Source organism: Rhizobium sp. TAL182, from assembly GCF_002117725.1.
GTDB classification, from domain to species: Bacteria; Pseudomonadota; Alphaproteobacteria; order Rhizobiales; family Rhizobiaceae; genus Rhizobium; species Rhizobium esperanzae.
In genome coordinates, this window is sequence record NZ_CP021024.1 from 3,454,324 (window position 1) to 3,476,401 (window position 22,078).

Annotated in this window: 18 protein-coding genes; 10 read left to right on the forward strand and 8 right to left on the reverse strand. The window is 59.0% G+C overall.

Annotated features, from left to right (window positions below):
• Positions 1-10: 10 nt before the first annotated feature.
• Together Tal182_RS17435 and Tal182_RS17440 are read right to left on the reverse strand one after the other, a co-directional pair.
• A complete protein-coding gene (locus Tal182_RS17435; RefSeq protein ID WP_064811107.1) occupies positions 11-1,009 on the reverse strand; it encodes an ABC transporter permease in 999 nt (332 codons plus the stop codon).
• Positions 1,010-1,042: 33 nt separating this feature from the next.
• The gene (locus Tal182_RS17440; protein ID WP_170965850.1) at positions 1,043-1,837 is read right to left on the reverse strand and encodes an ATP-binding cassette domain-containing protein; all 795 of its coding nucleotides are present in this window, start codon (positions 1,835-1,837) and stop codon (positions 1,043-1,045) included.
• Positions 1,838-2,024: 187 nt separating this feature from the next.
• Here Tal182_RS17440 and Tal182_RS17445 point away from each other — a divergent pair, with 187 nt between their 5' ends.
• A complete protein-coding gene (locus Tal182_RS17445) occupies positions 2,025-3,005 on the forward strand; it encodes an NAD(P)-dependent oxidoreductase (RefSeq protein ID WP_085860232.1) in 981 nt (326 codons plus the stop codon).
• A 47-nt stretch (positions 3,006-3,052) separates the two neighbouring features.
• On the forward strand, positions 3,053-4,045 hold the full coding sequence (locus Tal182_RS17450) for a sugar-binding protein (RefSeq protein WP_064804344.1): 993 nt from the start codon (positions 3,053-3,055) through the stop codon (positions 4,043-4,045).
• 42 nt (positions 4,046-4,087) lie between these two features.
• On the opposite strand, the gene Tal182_RS17455 is transcribed toward Tal182_RS17450, so the two are convergent.
• A complete protein-coding gene (locus Tal182_RS17455; protein ID WP_064804346.1) occupies positions 4,088-4,963 on the reverse strand; it encodes a LysR family transcriptional regulator in 876 nt (291 codons plus the stop codon).
• Between the two features lie 123 nt (positions 4,964-5,086).
• Here Tal182_RS17455 and ampC point away from each other — a divergent pair, with 123 nt between their 5' ends.
• The 8 genes from ampC to Tal182_RS17495 all read left to right on the forward strand — a co-directional run bounded on the left by ampC (position 5,087) and on the right by Tal182_RS17495 (position 17,254).
• Positions 5,087-6,241 (forward strand): class C beta-lactamase, encoded by a 1,155-nt coding sequence (gene ampC / locus Tal182_RS17460; protein WP_085860233.1) that lies wholly within the window; start codon positions 5,087-5,089, stop codon positions 6,239-6,241.
• Positions 6,242-6,615: 374 nt separating this feature from the next.
• Entirely contained in the window at positions 6,616-7,596 is a 981-nt protein-coding gene (locus Tal182_RS17465) for an NAD-dependent epimerase/dehydratase family protein (protein WP_064804350.1), read from the forward strand.
• A gap of 139 nt (positions 7,597-7,735) precedes the next feature.
• Entirely contained in the window at positions 7,736-8,914 is a 1,179-nt protein-coding gene (locus Tal182_RS17470; RefSeq protein ID WP_085860234.1) for a glycosyltransferase, read from the forward strand.
• Positions 8,908-11,910: a glycosyltransferase gene (locus tag Tal182_RS17475; RefSeq protein WP_085860235.1), complete on the forward strand. Its 3,003-nt coding sequence runs from the start codon at positions 8,908-8,910 to the stop codon at positions 11,908-11,910. The genes Tal182_RS17470 and Tal182_RS17475 overlap by 7 nt, the downstream gene beginning before the upstream one ends.
• A 4-nt stretch (positions 11,911-11,914) precedes the next feature.
• Positions 11,915-12,991 (forward strand): glycosyltransferase family 2 protein, encoded by a 1,077-nt coding sequence (locus Tal182_RS17480; protein WP_085860236.1) that lies wholly within the window; start codon positions 11,915-11,917, stop codon positions 12,989-12,991.
• Entirely contained in the window at positions 12,991-14,751 is a 1,761-nt protein-coding gene (locus Tal182_RS17485; protein ID WP_094299112.1) for an ABC transporter ATP-binding protein, read from the forward strand. Before Tal182_RS17480 ends, Tal182_RS17485 begins: the two co-directional genes overlap by 1 nt.
• Entirely contained in the window at positions 14,741-15,850 is a 1,110-nt protein-coding gene (locus Tal182_RS17490) for a glycosyltransferase family A protein (protein WP_085860238.1), read from the forward strand. The genes Tal182_RS17485 and Tal182_RS17490 overlap by 11 nt, the downstream gene beginning before the upstream one ends.
• 1,197 nt (positions 15,851-17,047) lie before the next feature.
• Positions 17,048-17,254, forward strand: a complete 207-nt coding sequence (locus Tal182_RS17495; RefSeq protein WP_004676311.1) for a hypothetical protein — start codon at positions 17,048-17,050, stop codon at positions 17,252-17,254.
• A gap of 461 nt (positions 17,255-17,715) precedes the next feature.
• Here the strand turns inward: Tal182_RS17495 and Tal182_RS17500 are convergent, their stop codons facing one another.
• From Tal182_RS17500 to Tal182_RS17520, 5 genes are all read right to left on the reverse strand, one after another.
• Positions 17,716-17,964 (reverse strand): hypothetical protein, encoded by a 249-nt coding sequence (locus Tal182_RS17500; protein WP_064804362.1) that lies wholly within the window; start codon positions 17,962-17,964, stop codon positions 17,716-17,718.
• A 102-nt stretch (positions 17,965-18,066) separates the two neighbouring features.
• Positions 18,067-18,774, reverse strand: a complete 708-nt coding sequence (locus Tal182_RS17505; RefSeq protein WP_085860239.1) for a TfuA-like protein — start codon at positions 18,772-18,774, stop codon at positions 18,067-18,069.
• A complete protein-coding gene (locus Tal182_RS17510; protein ID WP_085860240.1) occupies positions 18,771-19,958 on the reverse strand; it encodes a YcaO-like family protein in 1,188 nt (395 codons plus the stop codon). Before Tal182_RS17510 ends, Tal182_RS17505 begins: the two co-directional genes overlap by 4 nt.
• Positions 19,959-20,000: 42 nt before the next feature.
• Positions 20,001-20,213: a hypothetical protein gene (locus tag Tal182_RS17515; RefSeq protein WP_064804367.1), complete on the reverse strand. Its 213-nt coding sequence runs from the start codon at positions 20,211-20,213 to the stop codon at positions 20,001-20,003.
• A gap of 20 nt (positions 20,214-20,233) precedes the next feature.
• Positions 20,234-22,078, reverse strand: coding sequence for a hypothetical protein (locus Tal182_RS17520; RefSeq protein WP_064804370.1), 1,845 nt, complete (start codon positions 22,076-22,078; stop codon positions 20,234-20,236).

Here is a 22,078-nt window from a genome sequence, read left to right on the forward strand (position 1 = left end):
AAGAGGACTTCTACTCGCTCTGCCTGAAATTGCGGATCCGGTCGAACAGCACCGCCAGCACGATCGCGCCGCCGATAAAGGTCCCCTGCCAGAAGGCGTTGATGCCGAGCAGGCCGAGGCTGTTGCGGATCACCTCGATCAGCGCCGCACCGACCAGGGCGCCGAAGGCGGTGCCGACGCCACCGGCCAAATTGGCGCCGCCGATGACGGCGGCGGCGATGACCTGGAGCTCCATGCCGGCGCCGATATTGGTGGTGACGGCGCCGAGCCAGCCGGTCTGGACGATGCCGGCAATGCCGGCAGACAGCGCCGAGATCATGTAGACGGCGACCTTGATACGGCGCACGGGAACGCCGGTCAGTGTTGCGGCGTGTTCATTGCCGCCGATGGCGAAGATATAGCGGCCGAAGCGCGTCCAGCGCAGCACGAAGCCGGTCAGAAGCGCCAGAATGATCATGTAGAGGACCGGATTGGCGATGCCGAGGAACCAGGCGCCGCCGCCGAGCGCCAGGAGCTTGTCGTGGTCGGGACCGAACTGGAAAACGACGGTGTTGTTGGAGGCGACCATGGCCAGGCTGCGCGCCACCGACAGCATGCCGAGCGTCACCACGAAGGGCGGGAAATCGAGATAGGCGATCATCACGCCATTGAAGGCGCCGACGACAAGCGCCGTGCCGATCGCGGCCGCTATGCCGATTTCGATGCCATAACCGGCATGCATGGTGACAGCCAGCACCATGCTGCAGAGGCAGAGCACCGAGCCCACTGACAGGTCGATGCCGCCGGTGATGATCACAAGCGTCATGCCGAGCGCAATGATGGCGACGAAGGTGACGTTGCGGGTGATGTTATAGAGGTTCTTCGCCGTCGCGAAGGAATCGGTGGCGAAGGACAGGAAAAGGCAGGCGAGAATGACGGCGACCAGCACCCAGAAGGTCTGGCTGCCGACAAACTCCGAAAGCCGGCTTCGCTCTCTCTGCGCAATCGTCTGGTCAAGGGTAACTGCCATTGCTGACCTTCTTTTCTGCCCGTGTCGCGCCGCTCAAACCTGTTCGATGGCGCCTGTTATCAGACCAGTCACTTCCTCCGGCGAACTCGACGCGATCGATTTGTCGGCGACTTTCCGGCCGCGGCGCATGACGATCACCCGATCGGCGACGGTAAAGACGTCCGGCATGCGGTGGCTGATCAGCACGACCGCGATGCCGCGGTCGCGCAATTCGCGGATCAGGTTCAAGACCTCGGCCACCTGGCGGACCGAAATCGCAGCGGTCGGCTCGTCCATCAGCACGATCTTCGCTTCCGACAGCATGGTGCGGCCGATCGCCACCGCCTGCCGCTGGCCGCCCGACATCTGCTTGACGAGGTCGCGTGGGCGGGTTTCCGATTTCAATTCCTTGAAGATCTCGCCGGCGCGCCGGTACATCGTCTTGTAATCGAGCACGCGGAACGGGCCGACACCGCGGCGGAGCTCCCGGCCGAGGAAGACATTGGCCGCGGCCGTCAGATTGTTGCAGAGCGCCAGATCCTGATGGACGATCTCGATGCCGTGCTGGCGCGCCTCGACCGGCCGGTGCATGACGATTTCCTTGCCGTCGAGCCGCATCGTGCCCTCGCTCGGCCGGAAGTTGCCGGCGATCATCTTGACCAGCGTGCTCTTTCCCGCGCCGTTATCGCCCATCAGACCGACGACCTGGCCGGCTTCGAGCGTAAACGACACGTCGTTCACCGCCTGGATGGCACCAAAATGCTTGGAAATATTGGTAAGTTCGAGAACCGCTGCCAGCCGACCACCCTCCCCGGAACCCGCAGGCTGCCGTCGCGCACCGGACGCCAGCCCCCTGCAATCTCGCTCTCCCGATCTCCTCCCGAAAAAGCGATCAGGATCATTTACGCAAATGGCCGAGGAATGGTCAATAAAATCTCGGCCTAACCGGCCCGCTCAAGCAAAAATCTACTTCGCCGCGCAAATACAGATTGACGCCGGAAACGCTGGGATATTAGCTGTTGCTGGGAGAGAGACCATGCTGATCCTTGTCACCGGGGCTACGGGCAAGGTCGGGCGGCGCTTCATATCTGGGCTGCTTGACGAGCCGAAGTTTTCCAATGCACGCATTCGCGCGCTTTGCCACAACCGCGTGATCGAAGAGTCCGACCGCATCGAGGTCATCAAGGGTTCGATCGCCGACAGCGCCGTTGTGACAGCGGCGATGGCGGGCGTCACCCATATGCTGCATCTCGCCACCTGCAAGGAAACGCCTGACGATGTGATGGATGTTACCGTCAAGGGGCTGTTCTGGCTGCTCGAGGCCTTTCGCCTAAACCCGACAGCGCGCCAGTTCATCCTCATCGGCGGCGATGCCGGCATCGGCCATTTCTTCTATCGTCACGACGGGCCGGTGACCGAAAAGACGCCGCATCGGGCATATCCCGGCTGCTACGCGCTCTCCAAGGTGCTGGAAGAGGTGATGCTGGAGCAGTTCGCCATCCAATACGGCATCAACAGCTGCTGTCTGCGCGCGCCCTGGATCATGGAGAAGGACGATTTCAAGTTTACCCTCTCTTTCGGCGACGACGTGTTCGGCGGGCCGGATTGGAAGAGCCTGGTGCCGCCGGCCGATGCGGAACGTTATGCGCGCGACGGCACGGTGCCGCTGCTGCGCGATGCCGACGGGCGGCCGCTGAAGCGCAATTTCGTCCATGTGGACGATCTCGTCTCCGCGATCCTGGCGGCGATCGACAATCCGCGTGCCGTGGGCCAGCTCTTCAACATCGCGATGGATCGGCCGGTCGATTACGGCGAAGTCGCCGCTCATCTCGCCCGCACGCGCGGGCTCGGCTCCGTCGACATCCCGAGTGAATACCACTCGAACTGGATGGATAACAGCAAGGCGAAGTTCCTCCTGGACTGGCGCCCCGTCTACGATCTGGAAAAGCTCATCGATTCAGCCTGGGAATACCGGCGTTCAAGGGAGGAGCCTCGTATCGTCTGGTATCCCGGTTGATAACAGGGCGGACGAAGGCGTCCGCCTTTTCAAAAAGGGAGGAAGCTATGAGGAAGGCATTATTGCTGGCTGCTGCTGCAGTCCTGGCATTCACGGCCGGTGAGGCCATGGCCGCCAAGAAGCAGCTGGTCATCGTCGTCAAGGGCCTCGACAACCCGTTCTTCGAGGCGATCAACCAGGGTTGCCAGAAATGGAACAAGGAAAACGCCTCGGCCGAATATGAATGCTTCTATACCGGCCCGGCATCGACCTCGGACGAGGCCGGCGAAGCGCAGATCGTCCAGGATATGCTCGGCAAGGCCGATACGGCGGCGATCGCCATCTCGCCGTCGAACGCCAAGCTGATCGCCCAGACGCTCAAGACCGCCAATCCGAGCGTACCCGTCATGACGCTCGATGCCGATCTGGCGGCCGAAGATTCGGCTTTGCGCAAGACCTATCTCGGCACCGACAACTACCTGATGGGCGCCAAGATCGGCGAATATATCAAGAAGGCCAAGCCGAAGGGCGGCAAGATCTGCACGATCGAAGGCAATCCCGGCGCCGACAACATCCTGCGCCGCGCCCAGGGTATGCGTGACACGTTGAGCGGCAAGAAGGGACTCGACGCCCTTAAGGGCGAAGGCGGCTGGACCGAGGTGGCGGGCTGCCCGGTCTTTACAAATGACGACGGCGCCAAGGGCGTGCAGGCGATGACCGACATCCTCGCCGCCAATCCCGACCTCGACGCCTTCGGCATTATGGGCGGCTGGCCGCTGTTCGGCGCCCCGCAGCCCTACCGCGACCTGTTCAAGCCGATGGCCGACAAGATCGGCAAGAACGAGTTCGTCATCGGCGCCGCCGACACGATTGGCGATGAAGTGGCGATCGCCAAGGAAGGCCTGGTAACCGCGCTCGTCGGCCAGCGGCCGTTCGAAATGGGCTACAAGGCGCCGACCGTGATGATGGACCTGATCTCGGGCAAGAAGGTCGATGATCCGGTCTTTACCGGGCTGGACGAGTGCACCAAGGATACGGTCGACACTTGCATCCAGAAATGACGCCTCAATCGGAGCGCCCATTCCGGTGGGCGCTCCCCTGGATTACCTTTCGATTTCCGAAAAGATCCAGTCGGAAAAAGCGCGCATGGCCGCCGTGACCGGCCGCGACTGCAGGCGCGTCAGCCAATAGCTTCCGAGCGAGATGACGGTGGCGAAGGGCTGCACGATCGCACCCGAGCAGAGGTGCCTTGAAAACATCGAGGGCGGGGCGAGTGCCACGCCGAGCCCCTGCAGAGCCGCCTCCATCATGCCGACGGAGGAATCGAAGACGATGCCGGCATTGACCTGGGCGGCCGGCGGCACGCCCGTGGCCTGGAACCAGGTGCTCCACTCATCCGTGCGATAGCTGCGAAGCAATGTCGCCCCGGCAAGGTCTGCCGGCGATCGGAGTTCGTCGGCCAGTTTCGGGATGCAGAGAGGCGAAAGCGGCGCTTCGAACAGGCGCTCAGCCTGCGTGCCGTGCCATGAGCCGCTGCCGAAGCGGATGGCGAAATCGAGCCCTTCCGCCGCCGGATCGACGCGGTTGTTGTTGGTGGAAATGCGCAGATCAATGAAGGGATGCCGGCGCTGGAAATCCGCAAGCCGCGGCAGGAGCCAGCCGACGGCGAAGGTTCCGACGACACCGAGGAACATGAGCTCGCGCACCTGCCCGGCCTCGATCCTGTCGAGCGTCTTCGCCATCTGGTCGAAGGAGGCGGTGACCGTCGGCAGCAGCGCCTCGCCTTCCGCGGTGATCTTCAAGCCGCGGGGAAGGCGCTGGAACAGCGCCACGCCCAGCCGCTTCTCCAGTCCCTTGACCTGCTGGCTGACGGCCGCCTGGGTGACACAGAGCTCGATTGCAGCGCGGGTGAAGCTCAGATGTCTGGCGGAGGCTTCGAAGGCGCGGAGACTGTTCAGCGGGAGGAATGGACGAACCATGTAAGCCCTAGATTTTCTTTTATCTCCCGCGAGATATCATCGTTTGTGATCGGAAAACAGCGCCTTTAAACGCGGTCTGAGTGCGCTTCAAGCTCTGTGGCCGACCTTTGGAGGATGACTGATATGAAGATTATTGGGATAGGAACTTTATCGGCCGCTTTGATCTCAGTATGTGCTTGCGCAAGCGGCTTTGCCGCCGATGCCGCGAAAGTGCGGACGATCGTCGACGCCGCGATCAAGCCGGTCATGGAGAAAAACGCCATCCCGGGCGTTGCCGTCGGCATCACCGTCGATGGAGAGCAGCATGTCTTCACTTATGGCGTCGAATCGAAGGAGACCGGCCGGCCGGTGGCGCCGACGACGCTGTTCGAACTCGGATCGATCAGCAAGACTTTCACTGCGACGCTGGCATCTTACGCTGACGCGAAGGACGAATTTTCGCTCGACGGCAAGGTGAGCACATATCTGCCGGCGATGAAGGGCAAGCCGTTCGGCGATGTCGCGCTGATCAATCTTGCCACCCATACCGCCGGCGGATTTCCGCTGCAGCTGCCCGATGACGTCAAGACCGAAAAGCAGCTGCTTTCCTATTTCGCCGCCTGGCAGCCCTCCTACGCGACGGGGACGCAGAGAAGTTACGCCAATCCGAGCATCGGCATGCTCGGCTACATCACGGCGAAGGCCATGGGCGGCGATTTCGCCGCCCTGATGGAAGGCAAACTGTTTGCCGCTCTCGAATTGAAGAGCACCTTTATCAAGGTGCCGAAGTCGCGGCTGGCCGATTATGCTCAAGGCTATAAGCGCAGCGGCGAGCCGGCGCGGCTGACGCCGGCCCTGCTTTCCTCCGAAGCCTATGGCGTGAGATCGACGGCCGGCGACATGATCCGCTTCGTCGGCGCCAATATGGGCCTGGTCAAACTCGACGAAACGCTGCAGCAGGCGATTGCCAGGACCCATACCGGATATTTCAGCGTCGGGGCTATGACCCAGGATCTGATCTGGGAGCAATATGCCTATCCCGCCACGTTGGCGAGCCTGCTCGAGGGCAATTCGGCCGCTATGCTGAAGACAATTCCGGTCTCTGAGCTCAGGCCACCGATAAAACCGCGTGACGACGTCTGGATCAACAAGACAGGCTCGACCAACGGCTTCGGCGCCTATGTCGCCTTCATTCCCAAGGAGCGCCTCGGCATCGTCATCCTGGCCAATAAAAATTATCCCAACCAGGATCGGGTCGCCGCCGCCTATCAGATATTGACCGCGCTTGCGGCCGACTGATCGGAAATGGGCGCAATCGGCGTGACGGACGCCGGAGCGGACTGTTTACGCGTCGGCCTTGAAGCACACCGACGGCAATGCTCTGAATCAAGTGATCGTCTCGAGTCGGACCTTAGCCCGATGCGCGACTGCACCCTTATGATAGAGAGCGCTTGGCGACTGACGGACATGCTGTAGTCGAGCCGGCTACAGCAGGTGTCCAACAGTCCGCAACTTCGCCCCGCAGTACACAGCGCAATACTACCTTAAGTACTGCAAATTAATAATTAAGATTAACGCGCGAGTATTTCTTAGAATTTCTCTAAGCAATTGCCAGTCCTTATAGGGAATGCTAATAGACAGTTACCTTTTTGAAGCCATCAGGGGCAATGCAAATGAAAACTGTATTGATTTCGGGCGGAGCTGGTTTCATCGGATCGCATCTGTGCGACCGACTTCTGCTTCGGACTGACCTTCAGAAACTCGTCGTTGTAGACAATCTTTGGACCGGACTTTTCGAAAACATCGAGCACATCAAGGACCCGCGTTTCCACTTCGTGAAATCGGATGTCGAAACCCTGCAGACCTCCGATAAATTCGACGAAATCTATCATCTTGCCTCTCCTGCATCGCCGCCCTGGTATATGAAGGAGCCGAAGCGGACGATTTCCGCCAATCTTCTCGGGGCAATGCGGCTTCTCGATCTTCTGAAGAAGGGCGGTCGTTTCGGCTTTACCTCGTCTTCCGAAGTCTATGGCGATCCGCTCGTCTCGCCGCAGCCTGAATCCTACAAGGGCCAGGTCGACTGTACCGGCCCACGCTCGTCCTACGACGAGAGCAAGCGCTGCACGGAATCGCTGCTGTTCGAGATGCAGCGCACCCAGGGGCTCGACGTCAAGGTCATCCGTCCCTTCAACATTTATGGCCCCCGCACCCGCGCCGACGATGGGCGCGCGGTCTCCAACTTCATCACCCAGGCGCTCTCGGGCCGCCCGATCACCGTATTCGGCGACGGTCTGCAGTCCCGCAGCTGGGGTTATGTCGACGATATCGTCGACGGCTTCGCCCGTTATTTCTGGATAAACCAAACCGACTATAAGGGGCCGCTGAATATCGGCAACGATCGCGAGATTTCGGTTCTCGAGGTCGCGCAATATGTCTCCCGCCTCGTCGGCGGCGTGCCGATCGTCTTCGAGCCCTCCCCCCCGCAGGATCCCACCAACCGGCGGCCGGACCTCAGCAATGCGAACTACGTCATGCCCGAGTGGTCGTGTAAGATCAGTTACGAGCAAGGCGTGGCCCTGACGCTCGAATGGTTCAGGGAAAAAATGAAGGCCGAGAAGCAATCATCACAGCTGCGCAGCGCACATCGTTGATGCTGACGGTTTGCGGCGACGCGCGGCCTTTCGGACGCGCGAAGGGTGCCGATATTCTGAACCGGCGCATCGTGCCCGTCAGATCAGCCCGATCTAGGGCCGATGCGCAAGGTTCAAGGGTGCGATCGAGAGAGCGTTGATGCGAGAACCAATTCCGGCTGATCTGAAGGACATCCGCTTTCCCGTACCAATTCGCTATCTGGATCTCGCCTCGGCCGAGGTCGATACCGGCTCATCCGCCCTTTCCGAGGGGTTGGTGATCTTTCTGTCGGATGGCCTTCCCGTAGGACAGGCCTATGTCGACAAGCCAGAGAACACGGCCGCACTCGCCTTGCGCGTCGTGCAGCCCGAGACGGTCGAGCATGCGCATCAGGTCGCGCAAATCCCGCTCAAAAATAACGACGTCAGTATTCTGATCTGCACCAAGGACCGGCCCGACGAGCTGGCTCGCTGCTTGGCATCCATCCCCAGACAATCTCTTCCGCCGGTCGAGATCGTCGTTGTCGACAACGCATCGGCCGGCGATGGCACGCGTCGTGTCGCAGAGGCAGCCGGCGCCACCTATGTCCGTGAGGATAGGATCGGCCTCGACTATGCCCGAAACGCTGCCGTGCGCGCGGCAACGACGGAATTCGTCGCCTTCACGGACGACGATGTGGTGCTTCACGAACGATGGCTCGAGAACCTGATGAAGGGGTTCGATCAGCCCGAAATCGGGTGCGTCACCGGCCTCGTCCTTCCCGGAGAGCTTTCCACGCCCGCGCAGCTGATATTCGAAAGACACTGGGGGTTCGGCCGAGGCTATCGGCGCAGGGACTTCGATCGGCACTTCTATCGCCGGCATAAGCGGCATAAAAATCCCATGTCGATGGTCGGCGCAGGAGCAAGCCAAGCGTTTCGTCGCAAAGTGTTCGATGAATGCGGATTATTCGACGTCCGACTCGGTGCGGGGGCGGCTGGGTGTTCGGACGACTCCGAATTCTGGGATCGGCTTCTCCATCATGGCCATACTTGCCGCTACGAGCCGACCGCGGTTTCGTGGCATTTTCACCGCAAGGACATGGAAGGGCTGGCAAAACAGATTCATCAATATATGAAAGGCCATGTCGCTGCGCTGCTGATCCAGTACCAGAACACCGGCAAGCTGGGCAATCTGCGCCGCATGCTGATGTCGCTCCCCTGGTATCATCTCAAAAGGTTCGCGAAGCGGCTCGAACGCGGAGCGACTTCGGAAAACTTCTTTCTGAAGGAAGAGGTTCTGGGGAGCCTGCAGGGCGCATTTTATCTTCTCGGCCGCTGGAAAATGCAGCCATGGTGACGGCGTCGAGACCTGCGATCTCCTTTCTCATCCCGGCCTATAATGCCGCCGGTACGCTGTCGGATTGTCTGGGCAGCCTGCAAAATCAGACGATATCGAACTGGCAGGCGGTCGTGGTGGATGACGGCTCGACCGACGGGACTTGGGAGGTCCTTGAAAGCCTTGCCAACGCGGACGGGCGGATTACGCTTTACCGTCAACCGAATGCCGGTGCCGCCGCCGCACGCAATGCAGCCGCTCAGCTTGCCGCTGCGCCTCTCCTCTGCATGCTCGATGCCGACGACTGGCTGGATCCCGCCTTCAACGAAAGCATGCTGCCGATCGCCAGCAACCAGTCTCAGCCACTGATCGCCCATTGCAGCTATCGCCGCGTCACCGCCGACGGCCGGATGCAGAAGATCGAGCAGGCGCATGATCTTACCGGAGATCGTGCAATCCAACAATTTTCGTCAATTTGCGCTCTGGCCATTCATACGGCAGTCTTTCCCAAGCGCCTTTTTACGGAACTGGGCGGCATGGATGTCACATTACAAACCTGCGAGGACTGGGATCTCTGGCTTCGCATGGCGTTCGCCGGGGCTCGATTCCAGCGGGTGGACAAATGCCTGGCCTTCTATCGCATGAAGGCCGGCTCTCTGTCGTCCGATCCGATCAGGATGATGCGAGACGCGATTGTCGTGACGGAAAGGGCGCGGGCCTTGCAAGTTGAGCGGAGCTTGCCGACGCAGGGCGAGGACGACGCTTGGCCCAAGCCGGCCCTTAGCCAGCTTCGCGTCTTCATTTGGATCGCGTCGATGCATCTTTGTGCGGAAACCGATCCCAAGGACCTGGCCGAGCTTCTGCCGGAATTTCCCGATGGCTCGGGCCACGAAGACATGATGGCGGTGGCCATCCTTCATGGGTTGCAGACGGGCCAATCGGTTGAGAATACTGCCGCCCTGATCGACTTGATGGACTCGTGGGCACCGGCAGTCGCGCGGCTCCTCGCCCTCATCGAAAGCCATTCGCTGGCCGGAACCGCACGAAAGACAGAGCAGCTTCTTGCCTGGCGGCTTTCATCAGAAGCCGTCTCGCGTTCTTTTAAGCTCGGGCGCGTCCAGGCTGTGGCCGTCGACGTCAACAAGCTCGCGAAGATTACCAAGGCCGTCGACGCCGATACGCTGGTACTGCAGCTTTCGTCCGGACAGAAACATATCGGTGCCCACGTGGGGCCGCTATGGGGAGATCTGTCGGTCGGCGCATTGGTTCGCCTGATCGTCCGGGACATGCATGCAGGCGGTCGGCTGCCCACGCCCAGGACCTTCGCCTATGCGCGCCACCGGTTATTCGAAACCTTGCGTAACTATAGAGGCTTCCTTGGGATTCTTCGTCGGGGAGGACGACGGCGGGGACGCCTCGGCCGCCTTGTCCAGTCAACGCGCGACGCAGCTCTTATAAAATCTCTGGCAGGCGACGGGGAAACGGATGACCAGCGCCTTTCGAAGGCAGATTGGCAGAATGAGCGCTTGCATGGCGCGGTGTTAGCCGAGCGCCGCGGAAAAAAAACGGGAAAGGAAGCCCTTTTGTCAGAGGCCGCTTCCAAAGAGGAATATTGGGAACGGGTCTTTGAGCATCCCGACCCATGGAACTACGTGTCGATCTACGAACAGGTCAAATACGAGCAGACGCTGGGCCTTGTCCCGGAAGGGATAGGCAAGGCACTGGAACTTGCCTGTGCGGAGGGGATATTCTCCGCCAAGCTTGCGCAAAAGGTCGGGACGCTGACGGCAACGGACATCTCGCGTCGTGCGATCGAAAGAGCATCCGAGCGGTGCCGAGAGTGGGGGAATGCCGAGTTTCGTGTCCTGGACTTCGCAGGCGACGAGATTCCTGGCGGACAGGACCTGATTGTCTGCTCGGAAGTCCTCTATTACATGGATGACGAACAGGTCTTGGAGCGGGTCTGCCGAAAGATTGCCGCAGCACTGAAGCCAGGCGGCTGTCTGATTACCGCTCACGCCCATCTCCGGCGAGACGAGCCCGAAAGGACCGGTTTCGATTGGGACAATCCGTTCGGTGTCGGCACCATCAGGAAAGTCTTTTCGAACCTGCCGGACCTTACCCTGGAAGAAACGATCGAGACCGAGCTTTACGCCATTCATCGGTTCCGCAAGCGTGAAACGTCCGTACACACAATGCGGATTGAACGGCACGGTGTCCCATTGGACACGGAGGTGGCCAAAAACATCATCTGGGGACCGGCCGGTGTCGAACGAGCGGCGGCGTGGTCGAACGAAGTGACGACCTCGATCCCGGTGTTGATGTATCACAGAATCGCGCGCGAAGGTCCCGATCGGCTGCGGCGTTTCCGGATCGCGCCGGAGATGTTCCGCCAGCAGATGCAGTTTCTCCGGCGGCAGGGCTACTATGGGCTGACGGCCGATGCGCTGGCCCATCTGCTTCAGGTGGGAAAGCCGATACAGGGGCGGCCGGTCGTCCTGACCTTCGATGATGCCTATCTCGATTTTTTTACCGAAGCCTATCCCATCCTTGTAGAGAACGGCTTCAGCGCCGACGTCTTCGTCGTGACGGACAAAGTGGGCGGCCGATCGGATTGGGATGCCGCTTACGGTGAGCCAGCCCCCCTGATGTCTTGGAACGACATTGAGGATCTCCATCGAAAGGGCATCCGATTTGGGTCTCATCTGGAAACCCACACGCCGGCGAGTGCGCTGGATAACGCCACGCTACTGGCCGAAGCGGTTCATTCTCGCAAGACGCTGGAGAACCGGCTCGGCGCGGCCACGACATCTATCGCTCTCCCCTTCGGCTGCACCGATTTCCGTGTTCCCGGAATTCTGGCCGAGGCGGGATATCAAATTGGCTTCACCACCAGGCCTGCAAAAGCGGGCTTTTCGGACAAGCTGCTGTCACTCCCGCGCCTTGAGGTACGCGGTGATTTACCCATCACGGCGTTTGCCGAACTGATGGGTCATCCCAACGCCTTTATCGGATAATGCCATGATCATTGACCCTCCTTTGGTGACCGTCATCATTCCCGCGTACAATGCGGAAGCGACGCTCGTGCAAACGCTGCGAAGCGTCTCGGCCCAAACCTATGAACACCTCGAGATACTCGTCGTGGACGATGGATCGCGGGACGAAACATTCGAACTGGCGACACAATATCGCCTTTCTGACCCGCGCGTTCGTGTCCTTCGCCAGCAAAACGGCGGCGTCGCCCTTGCCCGCAACTACGGTATAGAAGAGGCCCGCGGCAGCTACATCGCACCGATCGATGCCGATGACCTCTGGCACCCTCTAAAAATCGAGATGCAAGTCCGCGCGCTCGGGAAATTGTCGACAGGCCACGGCGTCGCCTACAACTGGTACGCGGCAATCGACGAGAACGACGTGATTTTCAGCCATTCGGGTCCCGTGCTCTATGAGGGCGATGTCTTCGAAATATTGGTCGGGGAAAATTTCATCGGCAACGGCAGCACCCCCCTCATGCCGCGGGCGGAAGTCCTGGCATGCGGGGGTTATGATTCTGCCCTGCGTGATAAGGGAGCCGAGGGATGCGAGGACCTGAAGCTCTATCTCGCATTGGCTGAAAGACTACCCTTTGCAGTGGCTCCCGATTTCCTGACCGGTTATCGTTTTACCGCAGGCAACATGTCGAGCAACGCCTCGCGCATGCTGAAATCCCACGCTCTGGTGATGGCAGACGTGAAGCGGCGCCATCCCGATCTTGCCGCCGCCGCCACCCGGGCGGAATTCCATACGGCGTGCTGGTATTTCAAGAAGGCGTTTGCCGGCGGCAACTACGGGCAGGTCAGGAAAGTGGCGTCTCTCCTTGTCAGGAGATTCCCGTCAAGGCTTGTCGGCCAGGCTGTCAGGCATCTGTGGGGCCAAGCGAAGCGGCAGCGCAGGAAACTGTTGAAACGGATACGTCGTAGGTCGCACGCGTGGCCGAAAGGGGCGGCTCCGAAAAGCGTGGCGCTCCCCATCAGCGGCACGTCGTTTTACGACCTTGTCGCAGCCACGCCGACAATAAGGACAGGCGAGCTCATCAAGTCCCGGATGGATCATTTATGATGACGCTACGGAAACCCGTTCTCCGCAGGTCGTGGGGCGCCTTCAACGTTATTGTCGCAGCGCGTTTCCGCGAACTTCTGGAGCTCGTTCCCTCGCTCCGGTTGAAAACCTCCGTCCTGATCGTCATCGGTATCCTGACCGGGCTATCGGAAATGGTGGGGATAACCTTGCTGGTCAGCCTCGTTTTTGCCCTCAGCCAACAAAGCCCTGCTTCCGGGTCCGTCGCCTGGCTACCGGCATACTTTGGCGGATTGGAATCTTCCATCACGAAGTCGATGCTAGTCGCCGTGCTGATCTGCGCGATCATCCTGAGGATCATCCTGGGCTTCGTCAACGACATCATCGCAAGCACCGTAAGCCATCAGATCAGCGAGAGTATTCGTCACCGGCTTTATGCAAAGATTCTGACGATCCCCTTCCAGCGATTTCAACGCTATGAGCGCAGCGATCTGATCAATGTCATCGCCACCGAATCCTATTCCGTGGCCTCAGCTCATACCGGCCTTGTGCGCCTGGGAATCAGTCTCGGGACCATCATCATCTTCGGGGTCGGAATGCTCGTAATGGCATGGCCGATTGCTGTGCTCGCGGTGATGTTCGGCGTCGTCCATAACCTCAGCCTCGGCTTGTTTGCAGCTGCCTATCGCCGTCTTGGCGCCGCCAGTCTTTCAGCTCTGGAAGAATTGACCCATCTGAGCTGGACCACATTGCAGACGTTAAAGGCGGTGAAGAGCTTCGGTCTGGAAGACGACCACAAAGGTATTTTCGAAACCTTGTCCAAGACAGTGGGGGAAACCTGGCGCCGTTCGGATCGGATGGGGGCAGCAACGTCGCTTCTGAGCGAAACGTTGACATTCGGGGTGATCCTGACGATCATCCTGTCCTCGCAGGTCCTGCCGGTCGATTTTCGGGCCGCCCTGTCTGCCACGATACTTCTTTACAGGCTCCAGCCACATATCAAGCAATTCGATTCCCAGCTGCTGCGCTTGCATGAAATCGAAGCCTCACTGCAAAACGTGCTCGCGCTGATCGCGGAACAGGACGACGCCAGGAAAACTGCAGGCGGAGAGGAACTGCGACATCTAAAACAGGAGATCGTTTTCCACGATGTATCCTTCTTCTACGAAGAGGCCAGAATGCCTGCCGTGCGTCATGCCAGCTTCTCGATCAGGGCAGGCGAGACCACGGCTCTGACCGGACCCAGCGGCTCCGGCAAAACGACGATCATCAACATGCTCCTCGACCTTATTCAGCCGACCGAAGGCCGGATCACGATCGATGGCAAGGACCTCTCGACTATCGAGCGATCCAGCTGGCTGCGCCTGCTCGCGGTCTCGGGCCAAGACGTCGAGCTTATGGATGGCTCCGTCCTCGACAATATCCGCTTCCGTCGCGACATCCTTGAGGAGGATGTCCGCTGGGCGGCAGATATGGCCTGCGCCACCGAATTCATCGAGAATCTGCCCTACGGCTTCGACGAATGGCTGGGCGACGAAGCGATCCGGCTTTCGGGTGGGCAACGACAGCGCATCGGTCTGGCGCGGGCGCTGGCCGGCCGGCCCGACATATTGCTCCTTGACGAAGCGACCAGCGCACTCGACGAGGAGACGGAGGGGCGCGTGCTCTCCCTCCTGCTCAGGGAATATGACGGCCGGACCCTGATCGTCGTCAGCCATCGCCCGTCGGTCGCAAGGTTGATGAAGAACCGGATCGACCTGCGTCCGGCCACAACAGCGGATGGGTTGCTCTATGGCGGCTGAGCCTCTATCCGGATTGACGGTGGCAGTCGTCATCCCTGCCTACAATGCCGAAGAGTTCATCGCCGCCACACTTCGATCGGTTGTCGACCAGACCCATTCGGCACTCGAAATCATCGTCGTGGACGACGGCTCCACCGACGATACCGCATCGATCTGTCGCGAGTTCGCCGCAGCTGATCCGAGGATCACGATCCTGTCGACCGAAAATCGCGGTGTAGCCGCGGCGCGCAATGCCGGGATCGAGGCATCCAGGTCCAGCTATATAGCCTTCATCGACGCGGATGACCTATGGCATCCCACTTATGTCGAAAGGATGCTGTCAGCGCTCCATCCCCTGCCGGACGCGTGGGGTGCAGTATATGCCCTTCACCGTTTCGTCGATTCCGAGGGATATTGCACGAAGTCCGGCTCTTCGCTCAACGCTCGGGAATCCATCCTCATTCGCCACCTCGTCTTCCGCTTTGTCGGCAATGGCAGCGGCTTCATGGTGCGCCGCGCCGTCATAGACAAAATCGGCGGCTACGATCCGAGCTATGCCGATCGAGGAATTGGAGGATGCGAAGACTTCGATTTCGAACTCCGCACCGCCGAGCATTTCAAGATCGAGGCGGTGCCACTCGGTCTGGTGGGCTATCGCGTTCATTCCGCAGCCATGTCTGCCGACAGGTCTCGAATGGCGCGGTCGCTTTTGGCAGTGACCGAGCAATGTGTCTCCCGCAACCCGGAACTTCCCGCTTTCGTCGTCAGCTGCGCCCACACCTCGGCTCACCTTTATGCATTCTCAAAATTTGCAGCGTTGAAAGATTGGCACAGCGCCGCCACCTCGCTTAGGCACATCTATCATCATAGCCCCCTGCTTGCTGTGGCCGTCATAATCAAATTGATCTATTCAAAAGCCAACAGAGCCACAAACAGGGCTTTGGCCAAAGTCCGGCCGGTCAGGCAATCAAAGCAGAAGTATTTTAAGAAATTCGAGGAACTAGATCCCCTTATCCCGCTGGTCGGCGGATGGTCACGCTTCCGGACGAAGGCCTTGTTCCGGCGCTTATCGAAGATCGACCGGTGCGGCGGAGAGTCCGTTGCGACCTCGCGAAGGTAGAGCAATCTCCGCCAATCGAGAGAGAACGAAAATGCTTCGGAAGGCCGGCACTTTCCACTCCGCTGGCGACCATCTCATTATTTTGAAGTACAAACTTCAAAAATACAAACGTTGGCATAACGAGAAGACAATAAATTGTGGGAAAAACATAACTATCCAACAATAATCCGTGACAGCATCGACTTTAACAGCAATCATATCTTCGTACTGTGCAGGCAATCTTATCCGAGGACCCGTCACCACCCCGGCGGGTCCTCAAACTTTGCGAAGGTTGGCGCAGGATAAACAGTGAATCCTGCGTCGGACGACGAGAAATCCGCGATATCGACAGGACCAAGGCTCCCGTTTTACAACGCATCGTCTCGGCCAACATTGCAATTAATGCCGAATGCTTCCACTCAGCGACCCCGGCACATAGCAAGAAGTCGTCACGCAGGCGATATTATCATCTATTATAGTCGGTTACATTGTCTCTACTATTTTTCAGTCACTACATCCTACAGTAATTATTAGAAAATCTTCATTCAGCTTATAATAGATATTTAAATACAACTTTTATATGAAATAGATATTTTTACCTTTTGGTAAATTTTTATTAATATTTTACTCATCTATGGGATTGTTGAATTATGTACCCCGCAGCCAACAGGGATGAATTCTTTCAGAAAAGAGTAAAACTGCCGACGTTATTTCCGCTTTGCCTTGTCGGCAGCGGCGTGACCAGCAGGCATTGTAAACGAGGCGGCCACGACCGATTGCCCGATAGTGTCCGGACTGGCCGGTTCCAAAGACCTGGCGACGCAATTCACATCAACGAATGATGATCTGGAGACGAATGAAACTTTAATATGCCGGCAAATCAAAGGACTATCACAGTTCATCACGCCATTGGCCAGACCGGTATAAGGGCAGCCTTCGACTGATCATGACAAGTTCTCCTGATGATCCGAGACCCTCTGAATGACAAGCCGCAGCCTAGGAGACGACCAGCTTCGGTCGAGCGGCTCCCCCGACATGGAACGATGAACCCTCCAGCACGAAAGACCTCACCTCATTCAACGGGGCTGAATGTCCGGTTATGGCCAAACCTGTGTCGAAATGGTCGCACCCGCCGTCGAATTAACCGTTCATAAAGCATTTGCTTGCTCAACTTATAATTTGTGTCATGGTCACTGCAAGTAGTGAGGAGCCGACCTGATGAGTGATATGGCATCGCAGATTCCGGAATTTGGTTATGATGAACGCGTGATGATCTGCCGGAAACAGATTGAGAAGGCGGTTTATCAGTTCATTGCAAACACGAAGGTCGAGGGGTGCGATCCGGCGGAAGTCGCAATGGCCATAGCGGACATTGCCGACGATTACATTTTACTGCTGGCACAGAAGCGCAATTTGACCCATTGAGATCAGGGATCGGCCAGGCTGGCCGGTCGGCAGACGACCGCTGAAACGAGAATCGTCGCCGTCTCCTTGCCCGGAGACAACGTCAACGAAACCGCTTACCATTCATTTGAACCTATCTTGTATGCAGGGCGTCGAATAAGTTCTGAACGAGCGGCAGTCGTCCGGCGGCCCGCGAAATGCCGGGGACCTCTTCGAAGCCAACAATTCAGATGATTGCCGATACATTGGGCCTGCAGGGCAGCTCGTATTCCCCCGGCAGCACCCGTCTTTTGAACCGATCAAGCCCCACTATTCGCGACCCATCACCGGTACAAGGCGCCCATATCCTCGAAGCCCACGTTAATTTTCACGGGTCCGCCCGGCACATCGGCCCGGAACCGCAATCGATTTTCGGAAAGCGCGATTCATAGATCAGAGTGTTGTTAAAGCGTCCTTTGTGCGTCCGATAGGACGCACCCGCTCTAATGACTTTTTATGCTCACCAGGGGAACCGGAGAACTCAATTCGGCCAACTCTCTGGTCAGCCCCTCCCCGACTTCCTGCTTCACCGCCTCAAGAGCAAGGTCGAGGCAATTCGTCGCGAATTGCAGTTTGACATCCTGAGCAACCTGTCGCGCATAGGCGATCATCCGTGCCAGTGCGACCAGTTCGTCCAGAGCGTCTTTCGCCCCTAGATCTCCATCTAGTTTAATAGTCGATGTCACGCCCATGCCCATTTCTCCAACGAATGGAAGGAATGATACGCGGGCTGACGTGGTCGAGCCCGTGAAAAGAGCGTGACACAACTCTCGGTGACGATCGTCGTCTTTGCTTCACAATGCGGACCGTGTGGAGAACCAGGTTTCGCGCAGTTTCCAGCACAAATCGGCATTCACGCGAATATCGGCGGTCGACTGCACCACCTTTAACAATTCCAGTGCATCGATGCGTTTTTGATCAACGGAATGCGACACGAGGGTGGCCAGAAGGTGCGGGCGATCCGGCTCGGCTACGCCAGCGCATTGCTCGACGATTGCCCGCCACGTTCGCCTCTTGAAGAATATTGCACTCGCGGCGTCTTCGATGACCTGGCGCAGCTGATCTGTGAGCAACTCATTCCTTTCCATGGCATCGAGCGTAGCGCAGACATTGACGAGCGGTATCGTCAGCGGCTTGCCGCCCAGCGCGCTCGGCGCGTGCACGAGCGCAACGGCGGCATCGTCGACCAGCCGACCCGTGCGATAGTCTTCGAAAATGCGGCCGATCCCAATCATCCCGAATGAATGACATTCCGCAGCGCGCAGCGCGCCCATGCTTGCCGCCCCGAGGACCGTCACGCCAAGCGAAAGAGCATGGAGAATTTCCTTATGCCAGACCGGTGCAGCGTATTCGAAACCGCCATCGATCAGGCCGATGACATTGGCACCCTGTTCCACCACAGCCAGAACATCGCCCTGCGTGGCGGGCGGCAGGACGCGTATCCCCTCGCCGGCAAGTGAGGCTGCATCGGGAAGACTGGGACCCGCGAAAATGACCTTCAAAAGCCTATCGCTCTCGCGAGCGCCCTTGTTCCAAACTGGCGAGCACGCAGCCCTTCCGGATTTTCGAGTTCGGGTATAACGACCTTGACGACGCCAAAGGGAAGCGTGTCGTCGCTGAGGCGTACGGCGATGACCGAACCGATGCCTTTGTTTTGCAAAGCCTCCAGCACATGCTGCAGCAAATACGCCAGATCCCGATGTCCTGACATTCGGTGGCGGACAGGACCGGCAGCCGGCGAGACGGGAACTGCGTCGAAGGCTCGCCGCATCAGCGGCGGCAAGGATCTCGAGAACGTGGCGGGAGAAATATCGTCCCTGGCTCCGCTGATATAGGTGAGTCTGGATTGCGCGGCTTCCGTTACCGCCCGGATGGCCGCGCGCACGGGAGACGGATGGGCTCCCGTACCGCCGGTCACCTCGACAAGGCGAATGTCCCTGCCGCTGTGGCGATCCCGCTGGCCTGGAACGGAATCACAGGGACCCAGAATGGCGGTGAAACAGGGAATGGCGATGTCGCTTGTGATATCGAAGAGCCTGAGCGCCAATCCTGATTTTTCGATCTTGTCGATCAACCCGGTCAGTGCATCGTCCTGAAAGCCGCGGGGGTCGACGCAGCCGGCATAACGATCCCTTTCCGCGCCAACTTGCCATAGCACATGCGCATCCCGCTCGATCCGCTCGAGCACACCGTGGAAAACGGCCTCCTCGATATTGTTTCCCGATGCCAAGCCGTCAGATGACATCCAGTATCGCGCATCGCGCGTGCGGTCGAGCAGCACCGCTTCAAAAGGGATATGAATCGTCTCGCCGGTGAGGATATTGATGCCGGCCACCCATTCCGTCTCCTCGTCCGGCCCGAGATCGGGTTTATGCATGGCAATCAGGCAGTTCAGCGGATCGATCTTGTGCCCCATCGCCTGCAGACCGAACGAGGTATTGCGGACAAGATCGACGAAAGGGTCGCCGGCAACTGCCCGTTCCACGGCTTCCATGACGGTGGATACTTTGGCGTCGATGTCGGTCAGACCCTTTCCCTGAGCAATCACGATTGAGCGCGAATTCGGAGTATAGGCGCACCAGACGGGAATTCCGACGTCATCAAGCCCGGTATGTCGTGCAACCCTTGTTATGCCGAACCGAGCTAAAAAAGGCTCGACGCGGGAAAGAGTTTCCCGCGGCGATATGATCCTGTCGGGATATGTGGACCGGTCCGTCAGAATGCGGGCTCAGCCGTCGACATGACCGGAAAGCGCGATCTGCGCCGACGAAACGGCAACGGCCAAATCGACGCCCTTCACGAATATGCCGCCAGCTTTGCGCAGGCTGCTCGCAGTCGCCAATTCCCCCGTCGGATTGAGCGGTTTGACGGTGCCTGCATCGAGATCGGCGAGCCAAAGCCCTTCCTCGCCCGGTATTCCTATAATGACAGCTTTCGCCATGGTATGCCCCTCAGCTATTGTTAAAAACCAGCCTTCAACAGGCCCTCCCGATATAGCTCTTTTTGCCAGTGCTCCTTGAAGGGAACGATGGCGAGCCACTTCTCGACGTCGAATACCGGATTGATGCTTTCGGCGCGCTGCCGATGGAACAGTGCCCGTTTTCGATCGCCGATCATTGCGCAACTGGCCGCGGCGATACGATGGGCCGGCGCTTTGTCTTTCATCGCCTCGACATAGGCGATGGCCTCCTCATACTGTTCCAGGAAGAAACTTGCTCCCGCGGCACACCAGAGATAGGCGTCAGGCGCGATCGGATTGAGCGAAATTGCCTTTCTGATCTTGGCGAGCGCGTCGCCGGGGCGGGATGCATGCACAAGCGTGTCGGCATGACTGTAGATGACATCGGCAAAATGCGGACTGAGCTCTTCCGCCAGATGAAGGGCTGCGACGCTAGCATCCACATCACCAAGATAAAGTCTGGTGACCCCGAGCTCGCGATGGCCCGCCGCCGATCCCGGATCTCGCTCGATTGCGCGAAGCGCATGCTGCTCCGCCAGGTGCAGCAGTTCATTGTTTCCCTGCGCCGTCACGAGCCACTCGCTGGTGAAAGTTCTTGCCAGCCCGGTAAATGACGGCGAGAAATCCGACCTATGCGACAGCGACTGCTTGAACGCCTTCCTTGCCCGGCGGATATGCGGCAGTGTCAGCTTGCTCATCAGGCTGGAGCCGACGAGATAGGCGTGATAGGCCTCAGGATTGGCTTCGAAACGTAGCCGTTCCTCCTCGTTTTCAGCCAGCTCACGCGCCACCGACTCGGTCAACTGCTGGGCGATAACCCGCCTGTGACGCGGCAATATATCGGGGTTCATCTTAAAGCGATTGGCCCAGACGATCTCATCCGTGGGGAAATAGATCAGCTGGGCGAACAATCCCTCTTCGGAAAATCGGGTGTCGAGAAGATACGTGATCGAGTGCTTGGCGACCACCGCCGCTTTTTCGGAGTCGCGGCGGATCTGTCCGGCCGTATGCGGAGCGACGATGGAAATATGCCGAAGCGCACAAAGTTCGATTGTGACGTCTTCGATCAGGGCGTTGGCAAGTGCAAGTCCGGCATCGGCGTGCTTCGCCGTCGGGGGAAGCAACACCAGACGGGGAAGGATCCGCGGGATCGGCGATATGCGTTCGATATCGGCCGACTGGCTGCCGGGCTCGGGACGCTTCACCTCCACCCTTGCTTGGCCGCCGCTCTCCGGCAATCTCTCGCCGAACGATGCGCTGCCGGATAGCCGATGCAGCAATGCCCTGACCTGCTCGTCATTCGGATCCCGCTCGAGGATTTGCAGGGCGGCGCTGGAAATGATGCGCGCCGCGCCCGGCTTTTGCACATCAGGCAACGCCTCCAGCAATGCTTGACGCAATTGCAGCGCATGGGCGTCCCGCTGCGCCCTGATCCAAGCATCTATCTGCTTTGTCGCCGGCTTGATATTTCCGATGAAGCCGCGCTGCGTCGTTTCGGCGATCGCCTGTAGTCGATCCAGCGGCGGGCCGCCGGCTCGAAAGACATCCAGATCGCTGGAAACCACCTGCTTGTTGAGGCACACCGTCGTGGCAGTGAAATCGAAAGCTATGTCGGTGCGTCCGCAGTCCATCTCGCGGATGCGGGACAGCATTTTGCGCAAATTGAGCCGCGCCAATTCGGGCTCAACGTCGCTCCATAGAAACTGGGCCAGTTCATAACGGCTGAGTTCATGGCTCGCACCCGCATAGATGTGGGCCATCATCAACAGACCTTTGACCGGATAGCGAACCGGCTCGCCATCCGACTCAGTCAGCCGCAGATCGCCGAATGTCTGCAGATGAAGCAC

What these genes read in the sequence shown, in the direction of transcription:
- Tal182_RS17465 (WP_064804350.1), top strand. Translation starts at nt 6,616, where the DNA reads ATGAAAACTGTATTGATTTCGGGCGGAGCTGGTTTCATCGGATCGCAT.
- Tal182_RS17470 (WP_085860234.1), top strand. Translation starts at nt 7,736, where the DNA reads ATGCGAGAACCAATTCCGGCTGATCTGAAGGACATCCGCTTTCCCGTA.
- Tal182_RS17480 (WP_085860236.1), top strand. Translation starts at nt 11,915, where the DNA reads ATGATCATTGACCCTCCTTTGGTGACCGTCATCATTCCCGCGTACAAT.
- Tal182_RS17455 (WP_064804346.1), bottom strand. Translation starts at nt 4,963, where the DNA reads ATGGTTCGTCCATTCCTCCCGCTGAACAGTCTCCGCGCCTTCGAAGCC.
- Tal182_RS17495 (WP_004676311.1), top strand. Translation starts at nt 17,048, where the DNA reads ATGAGTGATATGGCATCGCAGATTCCGGAATTTGGTTATGATGAACGC.
- Tal182_RS17445 (WP_085860232.1), top strand. Translation starts at nt 2,025, where the DNA reads ATGCTGATCCTTGTCACCGGGGCTACGGGCAAGGTCGGGCGGCGCTTC.
- Tal182_RS17435 (WP_064811107.1), bottom strand. Translation starts at nt 1,009, where the DNA reads ATGGCAGTTACCCTTGACCAGACGATTGCGCAGAGAGAGCGAAGCCGG.
- Tal182_RS17515 (WP_064804367.1), bottom strand. Translation starts at nt 20,213, where the DNA reads ATGGCGAAAGCTGTCATTATAGGAATACCGGGCGAGGAAGGGCTTTGG.
- Tal182_RS17450 (WP_064804344.1), top strand. Translation starts at nt 3,053, where the DNA reads ATGAGGAAGGCATTATTGCTGGCTGCTGCTGCAGTCCTGGCATTCACG.
- ampC (WP_085860233.1), top strand. Translation starts at nt 5,087, where the DNA reads ATGAAGATTATTGGGATAGGAACTTTATCGGCCGCTTTGATCTCAGTA.
- Tal182_RS17485 (WP_094299112.1), top strand. Translation starts at nt 12,991, where the DNA reads ATGACGCTACGGAAACCCGTTCTCCGCAGGTCGTGGGGCGCCTTCAAC.
- Tal182_RS17475 (WP_085860235.1), top strand. Translation starts at nt 8,908, where the DNA reads ATGGTGACGGCGTCGAGACCTGCGATCTCCTTTCTCATCCCGGCCTAT.
- Tal182_RS17500 (WP_064804362.1), bottom strand. Translation starts at nt 17,964, where the DNA reads ATGGGCGTGACATCGACTATTAAACTAGATGGAGATCTAGGGGCGAAA.
- Tal182_RS17490 (WP_085860238.1), top strand. Translation starts at nt 14,741, where the DNA reads ATGGCGGCTGAGCCTCTATCCGGATTGACGGTGGCAGTCGTCATCCCT.